The organism is Streptomyces showdoensis, assembly GCF_039535475.1.
Lineage (GTDB): Bacteria > Actinomycetota > Actinomycetes > Streptomycetales > Streptomycetaceae > Streptomyces > Streptomyces showdoensis.
Genome location: NZ_BAAAXG010000026.1, coordinates 3,657,037 through 3,672,518, shown reverse-complemented (window position 1 = coordinate 3,672,518; position 15,482 = coordinate 3,657,037). Strand labels below are relative to the sequence as shown.

18 protein-coding genes are annotated in these 15,482 nt (G+C 74.5%); 9 read left to right on the top strand and 9 right to left on the bottom strand.

The window, feature by feature from the left end; genetic code table 11:
• Positions 1-118: 118 nt before the first annotated feature.
• Entirely contained in the window at positions 119-901 is a 783-nt protein-coding gene (locus ABD981_RS29840) for a S1 family peptidase (protein ID WP_046907070.1), read from the bottom strand.
• A gap of 175 nt (positions 902-1,076) precedes the next feature.
• Between ABD981_RS29840 and ABD981_RS29835 the strand changes: the two genes are divergently transcribed.
• Complete coding sequence (locus ABD981_RS29835; protein ID WP_046907069.1) at positions 1,077-1,910, top strand: zinc ribbon domain-containing protein; 834 nt, start codon at positions 1,077-1,079, stop codon at positions 1,908-1,910.
• A gap of 81 nt (positions 1,911-1,991) precedes the next feature.
• Positions 1,992-3,479, top strand: a complete 1,488-nt coding sequence (locus ABD981_RS29830; protein WP_046907068.1) for an ankyrin repeat domain-containing protein — start codon at positions 1,992-1,994, stop codon at positions 3,477-3,479.
• Positions 3,480-3,586: 107 nt separating this feature from the next.
• Here the strand turns inward: ABD981_RS29830 and ABD981_RS29825 are convergent, their stop codons facing one another.
• Positions 3,587-4,462 carry an SDR family oxidoreductase gene (locus tag ABD981_RS29825; RefSeq protein ID WP_046907067.1) on the bottom strand — a complete coding sequence of 292 codons (876 nt, stop codon included), beginning with the start codon at positions 4,460-4,462 and terminating at the stop codon, positions 3,587-3,589.
• Positions 4,449-5,228 carry an SDR family oxidoreductase gene (locus ABD981_RS29820; RefSeq protein ID WP_046907066.1) on the bottom strand — a complete coding sequence of 260 codons (780 nt, stop codon included), beginning with the start codon at positions 5,226-5,228 and terminating at the stop codon, positions 4,449-4,451. The genes ABD981_RS29825 and ABD981_RS29820 overlap by 14 nt, the downstream gene beginning before the upstream one ends.
• A 65-nt stretch (positions 5,229-5,293) precedes the next feature.
• Here ABD981_RS29820 and ABD981_RS29815 point away from each other — a divergent pair, with 65 nt between their 5' ends.
• The 5 genes from ABD981_RS29815 to ABD981_RS29795 are packed head-to-tail and all read left to right on the top strand — an operon-like array spanning position 5,294 to position 9,631.
• Positions 5,294-6,052: an enoyl-CoA hydratase family protein gene (locus ABD981_RS29815; protein WP_046907065.1), complete on the top strand. Its 759-nt coding sequence runs from the start codon at positions 5,294-5,296 to the stop codon at positions 6,050-6,052.
• Positions 6,049-6,969 carry a CoA transferase subunit A gene (locus tag ABD981_RS29810; protein WP_240495168.1) on the top strand — a complete coding sequence of 307 codons (921 nt, stop codon included), beginning with the start codon at positions 6,049-6,051 and terminating at the stop codon, positions 6,967-6,969. The genes ABD981_RS29815 and ABD981_RS29810 overlap by 4 nt, the downstream gene beginning before the upstream one ends.
• Positions 6,966-7,679, top strand: a complete 714-nt coding sequence (locus tag ABD981_RS29805; RefSeq protein ID WP_046907064.1) for a CoA-transferase subunit beta — start codon at positions 6,966-6,968, stop codon at positions 7,677-7,679. Before ABD981_RS29810 ends, ABD981_RS29805 begins: the two co-directional genes overlap by 4 nt.
• Complete coding sequence (locus ABD981_RS29800) at positions 7,676-8,722, top strand: NAD(P)H-dependent flavin oxidoreductase (RefSeq protein ID WP_046907063.1); 1,047 nt, start codon at positions 7,676-7,678, stop codon at positions 8,720-8,722. The genes ABD981_RS29805 and ABD981_RS29800 overlap by 4 nt, the downstream gene beginning before the upstream one ends.
• Positions 8,723-8,734: 12 nt before the next feature.
• A complete protein-coding gene (locus tag ABD981_RS29795; RefSeq protein WP_046907062.1) occupies positions 8,735-9,631 on the top strand; it encodes a tyrosine-protein phosphatase in 897 nt (298 codons plus the stop codon).
• A 37-nt stretch (positions 9,632-9,668) separates the two neighbouring features.
• Here the strand turns inward: ABD981_RS29795 and ABD981_RS29790 are convergent, their stop codons facing one another.
• The 4 genes from ABD981_RS29790 to ABD981_RS29775 form a co-directional block, all read right to left on the bottom strand.
• On the bottom strand, positions 9,669-10,295 hold the full coding sequence (locus ABD981_RS29790) for a TetR/AcrR family transcriptional regulator (RefSeq protein ID WP_046907061.1): 627 nt from the start codon (positions 10,293-10,295) through the stop codon (positions 9,669-9,671).
• 74 nt (positions 10,296-10,369) lie between these two features.
• A complete protein-coding gene (locus ABD981_RS29785) occupies positions 10,370-10,921 on the bottom strand; it encodes a pyridoxamine 5'-phosphate oxidase family protein (RefSeq protein WP_046907060.1) in 552 nt (183 codons plus the stop codon).
• 91 nt (positions 10,922-11,012) lie between these two features.
• The gene (locus ABD981_RS29780) at positions 11,013-11,387 is read right to left on the bottom strand and encodes a VOC family protein (protein WP_046907059.1); all 375 of its coding nucleotides are present in this window, start codon (positions 11,385-11,387) and stop codon (positions 11,013-11,015) included.
• Complete coding sequence (locus ABD981_RS29775) at positions 11,384-11,800, bottom strand: MerR family transcriptional regulator (RefSeq protein ID WP_046907058.1); 417 nt, start codon at positions 11,798-11,800, stop codon at positions 11,384-11,386. Before ABD981_RS29775 ends, ABD981_RS29780 begins: the two co-directional genes overlap by 4 nt.
• Before the next feature lie 59 nt (positions 11,801-11,859).
• Between ABD981_RS29775 and ABD981_RS29770 the strand changes: the two genes are divergently transcribed.
• Entirely contained in the window at positions 11,860-12,759 is a 900-nt protein-coding gene (locus ABD981_RS29770) for an aldo/keto reductase (RefSeq protein ID WP_046907057.1), read from the top strand.
• Positions 12,760-12,803: 44 nt separating this feature from the next.
• Here the strand turns inward: ABD981_RS29770 and ABD981_RS29765 are convergent, their stop codons facing one another.
• Both ABD981_RS29765 and ABD981_RS29760 read right to left on the bottom strand, forming a co-directional pair.
• A complete protein-coding gene (locus tag ABD981_RS29765) occupies positions 12,804-13,523 on the bottom strand; it encodes a VWA domain-containing protein (protein ID WP_046907056.1) in 720 nt (239 codons plus the stop codon).
• Entirely contained in the window at positions 13,514-14,104 is a 591-nt protein-coding gene (locus ABD981_RS29760; protein WP_046907055.1) for a PadR family transcriptional regulator, read from the bottom strand. Before ABD981_RS29760 ends, ABD981_RS29765 begins: the two co-directional genes overlap by 10 nt.
• A gap of 111 nt (positions 14,105-14,215) precedes the next feature.
• Between ABD981_RS29760 and ABD981_RS29755 the strand changes: the two genes are divergently transcribed.
• Positions 14,216-15,331: an LLM class flavin-dependent oxidoreductase gene (locus tag ABD981_RS29755; protein WP_046907054.1), complete on the top strand. Its 1,116-nt coding sequence runs from the start codon at positions 14,216-14,218 to the stop codon at positions 15,329-15,331.
• Positions 15,332-15,482 lie beyond the last annotated feature (151 nt).

Below are 15,482 nucleotides of genomic sequence, written 5' to 3'. Positions count from 1 at the left end.
GGGCGGACCGGGTCCGACGGACCGGGCGCGGGCGGACCGGGCCCGTGGGCGGGAGCGGCGCGGACGCGGAGGTGCCCGGGGCTGCGCGCCCCGGGCACCGGTACCGCGGACGTGTCCGTTACAGCGTGGCCGCCGCCGCCTTGATGGCCGAGGCGAAGGTCGAGACCTCGGTGTAGACGCCGGGGTAGCCGGCCCGGGCGCAGCCCTCGCCCCAGCTCACGATGCCGACCTGGATCCAGGCGTTGTTGTTGTCCTTGCGGAACATCGGGCCGCCGGAGTCACCCTGGCAGGTGTCCACACCGCCCTGGTTGTAGCCGGCGCAGATCTCCTCGCCGGGGACGAGGGAGCTGCCGTACGCGGACTGGCAGTCGGCGTCCGAGACGAACGGGACGACCGCCTTGCGCAGGTAGCGCTGCTGCGCGCCGCCCTCGCGGGTGGCGCCCCAGCCGGCCACGGTGAAGTCGCCGCTGTTGTACGCGGTGGTCTCGGCGATCTTCAGGTTGGGCAGGCTGCTGATCGGCGAGGCGAGCTTGATCAGGGCCCAGTCCTTGCCCTGGCCGTTGTAGCCGGGGGCCTGGTAGACCTTGGTCGACTTGACCTTGATGACGCTGCTCGACTGCAGGTCCACGTTGCCGGCGGTGGCGGTGATGCTGGTGTTGGCGCCGGAGCCGTTCACACAGTGCGCGGCGGTGAGCACGACCTGCGGGGTGATCAGGGAACCGCCACAGCCCATCGAGAGCCGGACCATCCAGGGGAACTCGCCCTGGGCGGCGCGGGTGCCGCCGACGACCGGCGCGGGCGCGGCCGAGGCGGTGGTGGGCTGGAGGCTGACGGCGGCGAGGACGACGGCGCCGGCCGCGGCGATTTTCTGCAGCGCGCGGACCAGACTGTTCTTCTGCATGCGACTGCCTTCTTTCATGGGGGGTTGATCTTGATGGCATGAGCCCGTCAAGACGTGGTCCGGATTATGGACAGTGCTCGACGGGGGTCACAAGAAGTCCTTTTCGGCCAGACGAGGGAGGCCCAGGGACGACGGACCCACCGCCCGTACCCTGGACGGCAGGGGGTGGTCCGGGATGCCGCACAGCGATGAAGTCTCCCGTGTCGTCCACGGGTTCCCGCACCTCGACACGGTCCGGGCCGCCATCCGCGCGCTCTACCGGCGCCTCTCCCCCGACGGGGTGCACCGGTACGGGACGAGCGTCCCGGCCTCCGACGTCGCCGTCGAGGACCTGGAGGGGCTTCACCTCGGCGCCCAGGCCGCGGCCCGCGCCCTCGTCCGGCACCTGCGGCTGCCGGAGGCCCGGATGGTGGTGAGCTTCCGCGCGATGGAGCACGCGGCGGGCGTCGAACTGACGGCCGGACCGGAGTACTTCGTCGAGCTCAACGAACGCTTCGCCCGGCCGGCCCACCGCCGGGACATCGGCGCCGCCCTGGCCCACGAGATCACCCATGTGCTGCTGCACCGCCTGGGGCTCGCCTTCCCCACGACCGCCGAGAACGAGATCCTCACCGACGTCGTCACCACCTACCTCGGCGCGGGCTGGCTGCTGCTCGACGCGTTCCGGCAGGACGGCGTGTCCAGCCAGAAGCTGGGTTATCTGACGCCCGAGGAGTTCGGCTACGTCCTCGCCAAACGGGCCGAGGTCTTCGGCGAGGACCCCTCCCCGTGGTTCACCAGCGCGGTGGCGTACGAGGCCTGGGTGCGGGGCCGGGAGGAGGCCGCCCGCGACTGGCGTCGCCCGCCGCTCGCGGGCGCCGGCTGGGCCGCCCGGCGGCGCGCCCGGGCCGTCGGGGACGGCGTCTTCCCCTGCCCGGTGTGCGGACAGCGGCTGCGGCTGGCACCCGGCCGCGGACGGGTGCGGGCCCGGTGCGGGGTGTGCGCCACGGTCCTGGAGTGCGCGCCCTGACGGGGTGCCTGACGGCGTGTCCGGCCGTCGGCCACGTAATGGATTTGCGCCGTTCGGGCGACTCGGGCGAGGGTCGGGCGCATGAGCACGTTGTTCGAGGCGCTGTGGAACGGGAACGACGACGGGGTGGTGCGGGCCCTGCGGGACGGGGCCGACCCCGAGACCGTGGAGGACGGCGAGACCGCGCTGTACCGGGCCGCCGTCGGCAATCAGCCGGTGGCCGTCCGGCTGCTGCTCGCGGCCGGCGCCGACCCGGCCCGGCACGGCGGCGAGGACGGCGCCGACCTGCCGCTGTGCGGGGCGGCCTGCGGGGGTCACGCCGAGGTGGTGCGGGCCCTGCTCGCCGCGGGCGCGGACCCGGACCAGGAGGAGGGCTACGGCTTCACCGCGCTGGCCTGGGCGATCCGGCTCGGCCACACGGAGGTGGTGCGCGAGCTGCTGGAGGCGGGCGCGGCCCCGGACCGGCCGGGCCCCGACGGGCTCGCCCCGCTGGTGGCCGCCGCCCGGCGCGGCTCGGCCTCCTGCGTGCGGGCGCTGCTCGAACACGGCGCGGGGAGCCGGCCGGAGGCGCTCGACGAGGCCCGGCGGTGGATCGGCGCGGACATGGCGGCCGTGCTGCGGCGCGGGCTGGTCGAGGGCGGGGGTGCCGGGGACACCTACGAGGCGGTGGTGCGGCGGGTGCCCGAGGACGGCGGGGTGACCGTGGTCGTCGAGCTGCTGCGCGAGGACGGCGCGCCGACCCGCGGCGACGAACGCCAGACCGGCCACGCGGCGATCGCCACCCTCCTGGAGGGCGCCCTCGGCGTCCGCACCCCGCACGAGGAGCTCGCCGGGCGCGCCCTGCGCTGCGGCGACCCGGCCCAGGACGACTGGACGACGGCGGTCACCGCCCTGGCGGCCCGCGCCGACGGGGCCGTCCTCGCGGCCGCCGCCGACTGGTGCGCCGCCCCCGACCCGCTCCGCCGCGCCCTGGGCGTCCAGGTCCTCGCCGCCCTGCCGGGCCACGCGGAGGGCGCGCTGCCGGTGCTGCGGCGGCTGGCCGAGGAGGTGGCCGCCGCCGTGCCGGACGCAGCCGTCCCCCGCGAGCCCGCCCTCTCCCTCGCCGTCGCGCTCGGGCAGTGCGCGGACGCGAGCGCCGTGCCCGGACTGCTCGGGCTCGCCGCGCACCCGGACGGCGAGGTGCGGCGGCAGACGGCCGCCTCGCTGACCGGGCTCGTGCCGGCGGGGCACGCCGGGGCGGCCGGGGTGCTGGCCGGGCTGAGCCGGGACCCCGAGCCCCGGGTCCGGGACTGGGCCACCCTGGCGCTCGCCGAACTCCCCGACGACACCCCGGCCCTGCGCGAGGCCCTTGCCGCGCGGCTCGCCGACCCGGATCCGGAGACGGCGGCGGAGGCCGCCCGGGGCCTGGCGATCCGTCAGGACCCGCGCGCCGTGGAGGCGCTGGCGCGGATCCTGGCCGACGCCGACCCGGACGGCCCCGCACGCGAGACGGCCCTGGCCGCCCTGGAGCACGTGACGGACCCCCGCACCCGGACCCGCCTGGAGTGGACGACCCCGCGCTGCCGCTGAGGGGCGGGTGCGGCCGGTACCACCGGCGCCGGCCCGGCGGGCGCCCCCACCGCCGGGGTCGGACCTCGCGCCGCCCCGCCGTCGGACCGGGCCGGGCGCACGCCCCCTCAGGCTCCGTACACCGGCCGGGGCTCCGTCGCCTCCGCAAGGAGTTTCAGGGCCGCTTCGCCCGCCTCGGCCGGGGTCCACCGGGCGCCCTTGTCGGCGGTGGGGCCGGGGTGCCAGCCCTCCATGACGGTGAGGCGGCCGCCCTCGGCCTCGAAGACCCGGCCGGTGACGCCCGCCGAGGCGGCCGAGCCGAGCCAGACGACCAGCGGGGAGACGTCCTCGGGCAGGGCGGCGAGGCCGGCGAAGGTCTGTTCGGTCATGCGGGTGCGGGCGGCGGGGGCGATGGCGTTGACCTGGACCCCGTACCGGCCCATCTCGGCCGCCGCGACCAGGGTGAGGCCGACGATGCCGGCCTTGGCCGCGGCGTAGTTGCCCTGGCCGACGCTGCCGAGCAGCCCCGCCCCGGAGGTGGTGTTGACGACCCGGGCGGTCACCGGGCGGCCGGCCTTGGACTCCGCGCGCCAGTGGGCGGCGGCGTGCCGCAGGGGCAGGAAGTGGCCCTTCACGTGGACCCGCATCACCGCGTCGAAGTCGTCCTCGTCGAGGTTGACGAGCATCCGGTCGCGCAGGAAGCCCGCGTTGTTGACGAGGGTGTCGAGGCGGCCGAAGGTGTCGACGGCGGTGCGGACGAGGGAGGCGGCGCCCTCCGTCGTCGCGATGTCGCCGCCGTGGGCGACGGCCTCGCCGCCCGCCGCCCTGATCTCCTCGACGACGAGGGCCGCCGGGCCGTCGGGCCCGGGGCGGCCGTCCAGCCCGACGCCGAGGTCGTTGACCACGACCCGGGCGCCCTCGGCGGCGAAGGCGAGGGCGTGGGCCCGTCCGAGCCCCCGGCCGGCGCCCGTCACGATGACCACTCGTTCGTCACACAGACCCATGTCGGCTCTCCTTGTTCACGGTCGCTGCGTTCAGGAAGGCGGGGCGTTCGCCGCCCCCGTGCACCAGGAGCGAGGCTCCCGAGACGTACGCCGCCCGGTCGGAGGCGAGGAAGACGGCCGCCTCGCCGATCTCGGACGGTTCGGCGAGCCGGCCCAGCGGCACGGTCCCGCCGACCGCCGCGAGCCCCTCGGCGTCGCCGTAGTGGAGGTGGGACAGTTCGGTCCTGACCATGCCGAGGACCAGGGTGTTGACCCGGACCTCGGGGGCCCATTCCACGGCCATGGAACGGGCCAGGTTCTCCAGGCCGGCCTTGGCGGCGCCGTACGCGGCGGTGCCCGGCGAGGGGCGGGTGCCGCTGACGCTGCCGATCATGACGATCGAGCCGCGGGAGGCCCGCAGCAGCCCGTGGGCGGCCAGCGAGACGGTGAGCGGGACGGTGAGGTTCAGCTCGACGACCCGGGCGTGCCGCTCGGAGTCGCCCTCGCCGAGCAGGCGGTACGGGGTGCCGCCGGCGTTGTTGACGAGGGTGTCGAGCCGCCCGTACCGCTCGCCGACCTCGGCGAGGAGGTTCCGCACGGCACCGGGTCCGCGCAGGTCGAGCGGGTGGAAGCGGGCCGTGCGGCCGTCCGCCGCGACCGGTTCGTCCGGGGGTCTGCGGGCGCAGACCAGGACCTCGGCCCCGGCCCGCAGAAAGGCCCTGGCGATCCCCGCGCCGACCCCGCGGGTTCCACCGGTGACGACGACGACCCTCCCGTCCAGCTCCATCGGCTGCTACCTTCCTTCCAACAGTCACCTAACAAACGTTTGGTGGAAAGGTAGCTGATCCGCACATGGGTGTCTCCACCTCCCGCCCGGACAAGGGCATCGCGCTCGTCACCGTCGACCGTCCCCCCGTCAACGCCCTTCCCGTACGGGACTGGTTCGCGCTCGCCGACGCCGTCCGCGCGGCCGGCCGCGACCCGGAGGTCCGCTGCGTGGTGCTCGCCGCCGAGGGCCGCGGCTTCAACGCCGGCGTCGACATCAAGGAGCTCCAGCGGGACCCGGGCCACGACGCCCTCGTCGCGGTCAACCGGGGCTGCGCCGAGGCCTTCGCGGCGGTCTACGAATGCGAGGTCCCGGTCGTCGCGGCGGTCGGCGGCTTCTGCCTCGGCGGCGGCATCGGACTGGTCGGCAACGCCGACGCGATCGTCGCCGCCGACGACGCCGTCTTCGGCCTGCCCGAGCTGGACCGGGGCGCCCTCGGGGCCGCCACCCATCTGGCCCGGCTGGTCCCCCAGCACCTGATGCGCGCGCTGTACTACACCTCGCGCACCGCCACCGCGCAGGAGCTGCACGCCCACGGCTCGGTCTGGAAGGTGGTCCCGCGCCCCGGACTCCTCGCCGCGGCCCTGGAGCTGGCGGCCGAGATCGCGGCGAAGGACGGCACCCTGATCCGGCTCGCCAAGGCCGCCATCAACGGCATCGACCCCGTCGACGTACGCCGCAGCTACCGCTTCGAGCAGGGCTTCACCTTCGAGGCCAACCTCAGCGGTGTCGCCGACCGGGTCCGTGACGGCTTCGGCGCCCCCGCCCCGCAGGAGGACGCGTGACCGACAAGACCATGAGCCCCGAGGACGTCGTGGGGCGGCTCCGTTCCGGCATGACGATCGGCATCGGGGGCTGGGGCTCCCGGCGCAAGCCGATGGCCCTGATCAGAGCACTGCTCCGGTCCGAGATCACCGATCTCACCGTGATCGCGTACGGCGGCCCCGACGTCGGCGTGCTCGCCGCCGCCGGCCGGATCCGCCGACTGGTCGCCCCCTTCGCGACCCTGGACTCCATCCCCCTCGAACCGCACTTCCGGGCGGCCCGGGAGCGCGGCGCCCTCGAACTCACCGAGCTCGACGAGGCGATGTTCATGTGGGGGCTGCACGCCGCCGTCAACCGGCTGCCGTTCCTGCCGGTGCGGGCCGGGCTCGGCTCGGACGTGATGCGGGTCAACCCGGAGCTGCGGACCGTCACCTCCCCGTACGAGGACAGCGAGGAGTTCGTCGCCGTGCCGGCCCTGCGGATGGACGCCGCCCTCGTCCACGTCAACCGCGCCGACCGCCTCGGCAACGGGCAGTACCTGGGCCCCGACCCGTACTTCGACGACCTCTTCTGCGAGGCCGCGGACACCGCGTACGTCTCCTGCGAGCGGATCGTCGACTCCTTCGGCCCGGACGTCGTGCCGCAGACCCTGCTGGTCTCCCGGCACAGCGTCACGGGCGTCGTCGAGACCCCGAACGGCGCCCACTTCACCTCCTGCGTGCCGGACTACGGGCGCGACGAGCCCTTCCAGAAGCTGTACGCGACCACTCCCTGGCCCGAGTTCGCCGGACGCTTCCTGTCCGGCAAGGGCGAGGACGACTACCAGGCGGCCGTGCGGACCTGGCACGCGGAACGCGCCGAAGAGGCCGAGCACGCCGCGCAGGCGGGGACCGCCGCCAAGGCCGCGACCGCCGGGAACACGGAGGCGCAGAAGTGACCAGCCGAGCCGAGTACTGCGTGATCGCCTGCGCCGAGGCCTGGCGCGACAACGGCGAGGTGCTGGCCAGCCCGATGGGCCTGATCCCCTCCTTCGGCGCCCGCCTGGCCAAGCGCACCTTCTCCCCCGACCTCCTGCTCACCGACGGCGAGGCCCTGCTCGTCGGGCTCGACGGGGAGCCCGAGGGCTGGCTGCCGTACCGCCGCCATCTGACGATGGTCACCGGCGGGCGGCGGCACGTGATGATGGGCGCCAGCCAGATCGACCGGCACGGCAACCAGAACATCTCCTGCATCGGCGACTGGGAACGTCCCGCCCGCCAGCTCCTGGGGGTCCGCGGCGCGCCCGCCAACACCCTCAACAACCCGGTGAGCTACTGGATCCCCAAGCACTCGGCCCGGGTCTTCGTCGAGCGGGTCGACATGGTGAGCGGCGTCGGCTACGACCGGGCGGTCGGGCCGTACCACCGGCTCCCCCGGGTGGTGAGCGACCTCGGCGTCTTCGACTTCGAGACCCCGGACCGCACCATGCGGCTCGCCTCCGTGCACCCGGGGGTCACCGTGGACGAGGTCCGGGCCGCGACCGGCTTCGCGCTGGCGGGCGGCGACGAGGTGCCGTCCACCCGCGAGCCCACCGCGGAGGAGCTGCGGCTGATCCGCGAGGTGATCGACCCCAAGGGCCTGCGGGAGCGGGAGGTCCCGGCCCGATGAAGACGGCGCTCACCGAGCTGGTCGGCATCGAGCACCCGATCGTGCAGACCGGGATGGGCTGGGTGGCCGGGCCCCGGCTCGTCTCGGCCACGGCGAACGCCGGGGCGCTCGGCGTCCTGGCCTCCGCCACCATGACCGTGGACGGACTGCGCGCGGCGGTGCGGGAGGTGAAGTCCCGGACCGACCGGCCCTTCGGGGTGAACCTGCGGGCGGACGCGGGCGACGCCCGCGAGCGGGTCCGGATCATCGTCGAGGAGGGCGTACGGGTCGCCTCCTTCGCGCTCGCGCCCTCCCGCGATCTGATCGCCGAGCTGAAGGACGCCGGGGTCGTCGTCATCCCCTCCGTCGGGGCGCGCCGGCACGCCGAGAAGGTGGCCGGCTGGGGCGCGGACGCGGTGGTCGTGCAGGGCGGCGAGGGCGGCGGGCACACCGGCGAGGTCGCGACGACCGTGCTGCTGCCGCAGGTGGTCGACGCGGTGGACATCCCGGTGATCGCGGCCGGCGGCTTCCACGACGGCCGCGGCCTGGTCGCCGCGCTGTCCTACGGCGCCGCGGGCGTGGCCATGGGCACCCGCTTCCTCCTCACCTCCGACTCGACCGTCCCCGACGCCGTGAAGGCGCGGTACCTGGCGGCGACCGTCAAGGACATCACGGTCACCACCGCCGTCGACGGGCTGCCGCACCGGATGCTGCGCACCGAGATGGTCGCGGCGCTGGAGGGCGCGGGCCGGCTCCGCTCCCTGGCCCAGGCCGTGCGCCGGGCCTCGGGCTTCCGGCGGATCTCCGGCCTCTCCTGGCCGGCGATGGTCCGCGAGGGGCTCGCGATGCGCCACGGCAAGGACCTGTCCTGGAGCCAGGTGCTGCTCGCCGCGAACACCCCGATGCTCCTGAAGGCCTCCATGGTCGAGGGCCGCACCGACCTCGGCGTCATGGCCTCCGGACAGGTCGCGGGGGTGATCGAGGACCTGCCCGGCTGCGGAGAACTCGTCACCCGGATCATGTCCGAGGCCGCGCAGGTGCTCCGTACCCTTCCCTCTCCGTAAAGGGAGTCAGCCATGTCCGTGTCCAGACGCGCCCTGCTGAGCACCGCCGGCGCCACCGCGATCCTGGCGGCCGTCGCCCCGGCCGCCTCGGCCCGGCCCCGGGTCCGCACCGCGCACACCATCCGCCAGGTCCCGCTCCAGGGCGCGGTCAACGTCCGCGACCTGGGCGGGTACGTCACCTACGGCGGGGCCCGGGTCCGGCACGGCCTGGTCTACCGGGGCGACCACCTCGGCAAGCTGACCGATGCCGACCTGGCCGTGCTCGGCGGGCTCGGACTCGGCCGGGTGATCGACTTCCGGATCCCGCTGGAGGTGCAGTCCGACGGCGCGGACCGGCTCCCGGCAGGCCCCGTCGCGGTCTCCCGCCCGGTCACCGACAACGGCCTGTACGGGCAGCTGCTCGCCGCGATCGGCTCGCGCGACCCGGTGCGGCAGGAGGAGATGCTGGGCGGCGGCCGGGCCGCGGCCTTCATGACCGAGGTGTACCGCACCTTCGTCACGAGCGCCGCCAACCGCGAGCGCTTCGGCGCGACCCTGCGGGAGCTGGCCGCCCCGGGTGCGGGCCCGCAGCTCTACCACTGCACCTCGGGCAAGGACCGCACGGGCTGGACGAGCTGGCTGCTGCTCAGCCTCCTCGGCGTGCCGGAACGCGCGGCCACCGAGGACTACCTGGCCTCCAACACCTTCCGCGCCGCGAACGACGCCCGGGTGCGCGAGGGCCTCCGCCAGGCCGGGCTCATGCAGAACCCGGACCTAATCATCCCCCTCCAGGAGGTCCGCCCGGCCTACCTGGACGCGGCCCTCGCCGAGGTCCGCGAGGGCTACGGGAGCGTCTTCCGCTACGCGACCGAGGGCCTGGGCCTGGACCTGCGGGTGCTGGCGGGGCTGCGAGGGCGGCTGGTGCGCTGACCGCGCGGCCGGTCCGGCCTGATCCGAAAGGCACGGCCTAAGCCCGTGGGGCGATCCCGTCGAGGACCATCGACAGGTACTGGCGGGCGATCTCCTCGGGGCTGTGCTGTCCGCCGGGGCGGTACCAGGAGGCGGCGACCCAGACCGTGTCGCGCACGAAGCGGTAGGTGAGCCGGAGGTCGAGGTCGGCGCGGAAGACGCCGGCCGCGACCCCGCGCTCCAGGGTGCCGAGCCAGGCCTTCTCGAACCTGACCTGCGAGTCGACGAGGTAGTGGAAGCGCTCCTGGTCGACGAGGTGGCGGGACTCCTTCTGGTAGATGGCGACGGCGGCGCGGTGCCGGTCGATCTCCCGGAAGGACTCGGTGACGAGGGCCTCGATGGTCTCCCGGGGGCCGAGTCCGGCTGCGAGCACGGTGTCGTAGCCGTCCCACAGCTCGTCCAGGAAGGTCGAGAGGATCTCGTCGAGCATCGACTCCTTGGAGTCGAAGTGGTAGTAGAGGCTGCCGGCGAGCATGCCGGCCTCGTCCGCGATCTTGCGGACGGTGGTGGCGTTGTAGCCCTGGGCGGCGAACACCTCGGCGGCGATGCCGAGGAGCTCGCGGCGCCGCTCGGGCGACGCGGGCGCCTGGGGCTTCTTCTTGGCGGATGTCTTGGTCGTCGGCACGGGCCCATTCTCGTACTCCGCGGGCCGGCCGCCGACGGGGACCGGCCCGCAGGGCCCGTACGGCCGTCCCGGCCTCAGCCCTCCCGGGGCGGGGTGTCGTCGTTCCCGCGCCGGATCGTGCGCGGCGGCCGGCCCGGCGTCCAGGTGCGCAGGACCAGGTCCTCGCCCTCGACGGCGGTGCGGACGACCTCCGTCAGCTCCACCCGGAAGAGGTGGAAGGGCAGCGGCTGGCCGATCTCCCCCGCGTACCACTCCAGGGTCCGCGGGTCGGTGATCCCGACCGCCCGCCCGGAGACGCGGACGTCGCCGCCGCCCATGCCGGTGCCCTCGCCGGGGTTGGCGAGCAGCGAGAAGCGCGGGTCGCGCAGGACGTCCCGCGCCTTGCGGGAGTGCGGCATCATGCCGAGCCACAGTTCGCCGCCGCGGAACTCGGCCTCGATGCCGCTGAGGCGGGGCGAGCCGTCCTTGCGGAGGGTCGCGAGGGCGTGGTGGGTGTACCGCCCGAAGCGCTCGCGCACGGTGGCGGCGAACGCGGGCTCGGCGGCCTCGAAGGCGGCCCAGCTCGCGCCGCCGCCCGGGGCGGTGGCGTCGGTGCCGGTGTCAGGGGTGGTTCCGGTGTCTCCCATGACTCCAGGAGACACCGGATACCCGACACCCACTGTCCGGATTACTCCGGACCGCTCGGGACCGCTCGGGACCGCTACGGACCGCTACGGGTCACTCCCCGCGCTCGGCCCTGCTGCGCTCGACGCAGAACTCGTTGCCCTCGGGGTCGGCCAGCGTGGCCCAGCCGGTCCCGTCGGGCCTGCGGTGGTCCCCGACCAGCGTGGCGCCGAGGCCGAGGAGGCGCTCGACCTCCTCGTCGCGGGTGCGGTCCTGCGGCTGGACGTCGAGGTGGACGCGGTTCTTGACCGCCTTCCTCTCGGGCACCTGGATGAAGAGCAGGCCGGCGCCCTCCGACTCGATCAGGCACTCGGGGTCGCCCGGCCGGTCCTCGTCGGAGACCTTGCTGTCCAGGACCTGGGCCCAGAAGCCGGCCAGGGCGTAGGCGTCGGCGCAGTCGATGGTGACATGGCGTACGAGAGAGCTCATGCGGTCACTATCGCCCGTGCCGGACGCTCCTGACCATCCTTTATCTCTCCGTCGCCGCGGACCAGTTCGCGCCCCTCCGTCGCCGCGACCAGGGCGGCGAGCGAGGAGCGGGCGTCCTGGAGGCCGGTGATCTGCTCGTCGATGGCGTCGAGCCGGGCGACCAGCAGCGGGCTGAGGCAGGGCTCGATCTCCGCCTCGCTGCCGCAGACGCAGTCCAGGACCTCTCCGATGACCCGGGTCGGCAGCCCGGCGGCGAGCAGTGCCCGGATGCGCCGGACGACGGCCCGGGCGTCGGGCCCGTACACCCGCTGTCCGCCTCCGGTGCGTTCCGGGACGAGCAGGCCCTGCTCCTCGTAGTAGCGCAGCAGCCGCACGCTGACCCCGGTCTCCCGCGACAGCTCACCGATCTTCATGTGATCCCCCTCACACGGCCTTGAAGCTCACATGGGTGTGAGCTCCTAGCGTTCCCGCCATGACGAACACGACGAACGACACGGCGCGGCGGAACGACACCACCGTATTCCGGCTCGGCGGCGATCTGCCCGTCCGCCGCATCGGTTACGGCTCCATGCGGCTCGCCGACGGCCCCGGCGACCCGACCGGGCCCGAGGCGCGGATCTGGACCGGACCGGCCGACCGGGCGGCGGCGGTGCGCCTGCTGCGGACGGCCGCCGAGGCCGGGGTGAACCTCTTCGACACGGCGGACGCCTACGCCCTGGGCGCGGGCGAGGAGTTGCTGGCCGAGGCGTTGCGGCCGTACGGGGACGAGGTGGCCGTCGCCACCAAGGTCGGGGTCGTCCGCCCCTCCCCCACCGAGTGGGTGCCGTTGGGCCACCCCGCGTACCTGCGCCAGCAGGCCGAGCTGAGCCTGCGCCGGCTGCGGACCGAGCAGATCGACCTGCTCTATCTGCACCGGCTCGACGAGAACGTGCCGGTCGCCGAGCAGCTCGGTGCCCTGAAGCGGCTCCAGGAGGAGGGCAAGGTGCGGCACATCGGGCTCTCGGAGGTGACCGTCGAGCAGCTCACCGAGGCCGAGCGGACCGCGCCGGTGGCGGCGGTGCAGAACCTGTACAACCTGGCGAGCCGGGAGCACGAGGCCGTGCTCGACCACACGGCCGGCCGCGGGATCGCCTTCGTGCCCTTCTTCCCGATCGCCATGGGCGGCCACGCGGGACCGGACGGACCGGTGGCCCGGGTGGCGCGCGCGGTGGGCGCGACCCCGTCCCAGACCGCCCTGGCCTGGCTGCTGCACCGCGCCCCGCACGTCCTGCCCATCCCCGGTACGAGCTCGGAGCGGCACCTGAGGGAGAACCTGGGCGCGCTCGGCGTCCGGCTCGACGAGGCGCAGTTCGCCGAGCTCGCGGCCGGGTGACCGGGCCCGCTCGGAGCGTGGTGGCCCGGGCGGTGCGGAGCGGTTCACCCGCGGACGATGCCCCGGGCCCGCGCCGCGGCGAGCCAGGCGGGGAACTCGGCGACCAGCCGGTCGTACAGCTCCTCGTCCGGGACCCGGCGCGGGTCCTGCCCGGCGTGGAAGAAGCCCGCGTTGTCGACCGGGCGCTTCGCCGGGACGGCCAGTTCGTCGAGTCGGCGCAGGAAGTCGAACTGCTTGCTGCCCGGGTCGCCGAAGCCGATGAACTGCCAGAAGAGCGGCAGCCGGGCCGCCTTGCACACGTACCGTTCGGCGGCGGCCTTGTCGACGGGGCCGCCGTCGGTCTGGAAGACGACGAGCGCGGGCGCCGTGGTGCCGCTGTCGAGGTAGTGGTCGATGACCGCGTCCATGGCCAGGTGGTAGCTGGTCTTCCCCATGTGCCCGAGGCCCGCGACGATGCGGTCGATCCGGCCCTCGTGGCCGGCGAGTTCGATCTCGGTCTCGCAGTCGATGTCGGTGGAGAAGAAGACCACCGGCACCCGGCCGTCGTCGTCGAGCTGGGCGGAGAGGCCGAGCACCCGGTCGGCGAGGGCCTGGACGCTGCCGTCGGCGTAGTACCGCCGCATCGAGCCGGAGTGGTCGACGACGAGGTAGACGGCGACGCTCTGCCCGGCCATGCCGTGCCGGCGGAGGGAGTTCCCGGCCGTCTTGTACAGGCTGACCAGGGCGGGGGCGGTCTCCTCGACCTTGCGCAGGCTCAGTGCCACGGGCGGTTCCTCTCCAGCTCCTCGATGTCCGCGAGCATGGCGTCGGCCAGGTCGCGCTCGGCGGCGTAGTACCGCTCGGCCCACGTGAGGGTGAGCAGGGGGTACGCCCAGGACGCGTCGGCCCCGGCCTCGGCGGCTGCGGTGTCGGACGCGGCGCGCAGCCGCATGGTCTCGGCGTGCTCGCGGTGTCCGGCGAGGATCTCCCGGGTCCGCTCGGGTTCGAGGAGGTGGCCGAGCCAGAGCCGGAGCATCGGCCCGTGCTTGAGGACCGGCGGGTCGACGGGGGCGCTTCGGGCCCAGCCGCGGACGGCGGCGAGGCCCTCCTCGGTGATCCGGTAGACGCGCTTGTCGCGGGAGCCGGACTCCGGGGCGACCAGGCGGGAGCCGGCGAGGCCGGCCGCCTCCAGGCGCTTGAGCTCGGCGTAGATCTGGCTGAAGGACGGGCTCCAGTAGAAGAGGCCGAGCGAGCGGTCGGCCCACTTCTTCAGGTCGTAGCCGGACAACTCCCGCCCGAAGGAGAGCAGTCCGAGGACGGCCCAGCCGGTCGCGGGCAGCGCGGGCACCTTCTCGTCGTCCACCACGGTCGGCAGTCTACGTTCCTTCCCTCCTCCCTCTATGCCTGCTAGAAGTATTTCGATTAGGCATACAGCCGATGAGGCACGCCCGCCGGCCGCCTCCGGGAGGAGCTCCCCGTGAAGTTCTCGATGATCTTCGAAGCACAGCTCGTCGACCCCACCCCCGCCCGTGAGCGCCAGGTCATCCACGACTGCGTCGAACAGGCCGTGTACGCCGAGGAGATGGGCTTCGACCGGATCTGGGCGGTCGAGCACCACTCCCTCACCCGGTACGCCCACATGAGCGCCTCCGAGATCTTCCTGACCTGGGTCGCCGCCCGCACCCGCACGCTCCGGATCGGCCACGGCGTGGTGACCATGCCCTTCGGCTACCAGCACCCCGTTCGGGTCGCCGAGCGCACCGCCATGCTCGACGTGCTCTCCGGCGGCCGGGTCGACATCGGCGCCGGCCGGGGCGCGACCCGCCAGGAGACCCGCATGTTCGGGGTGGACCCCGCCGACACCCGGCCGCAGATGGAGGAGGCCCTGCGGATCCTCGCCGCCGCCTGGCGCGCGCCCGAGTTCGAATGGCACGGCTCCCTGGACATCGGCCCCGGCGCGGTGCTGCCCCGGCCCGTGCAGGACCCGCACCCGCCGCTCTTCATGGCCTGCTCGCAGCACGACTCCCTGAGGCGGGCCGCCGAACTCGGCATCGGCGCGCTGGTGATGGGCTTCGCGGGCGCCGACGACGTCCGCGCCATGCGCGCGGTGTACGACGAGGCGATCGCCGCACGGGACGGCTCGCAGCTGGTCTCCACGGAGGTCAACGACCACTTCTCCGCGCTCTGCCCGACGATCGTCCTGGACGACGCCGCCCGCGCCCTGCGCCTGGGCACCCGCGGCCAGCGCTTCTTCGCCGAGTCCATCGCCCACTGGTACGGCGGCGCCCCCGCGCCCACCGGCTACGCCGAGGACGAGGACCACGCGGGCGCCCTGGAGCGGAAGCGGCGGGAGCTGGTCGCCCGGCTGCACGAGGCGGACATCCCGGCCCGGCCGGTCGACACCGGCCCGTACAACGCCGACCACGCGTACGGGGACGCGGACACCGCCGTCGCCTACGTCGAGCGGCTGCGGCGGATCGGCGTCGACGAGGTGATGTGCCTGATCCAGATGGGGACCGTGCCGCAGGAGGTCTGCATGGAGACCATCCGGCAGTGGGGCGACAAGGTCATCCCCCGCTTCCGCACCGCCTGAGGAGGCCGGCGCCTCGGCTCCCGAGCCCCCGTCCCCCGCCCCCGCGCCGGCCGCGGACCCGGCCCCGGACGCACCGCGGCGCCCTACCCGGGTCCGGTCGGGGACATTCGGGGGGCGCCGCGCTCAGTTCCGTACGTCGTTGTACGGGACG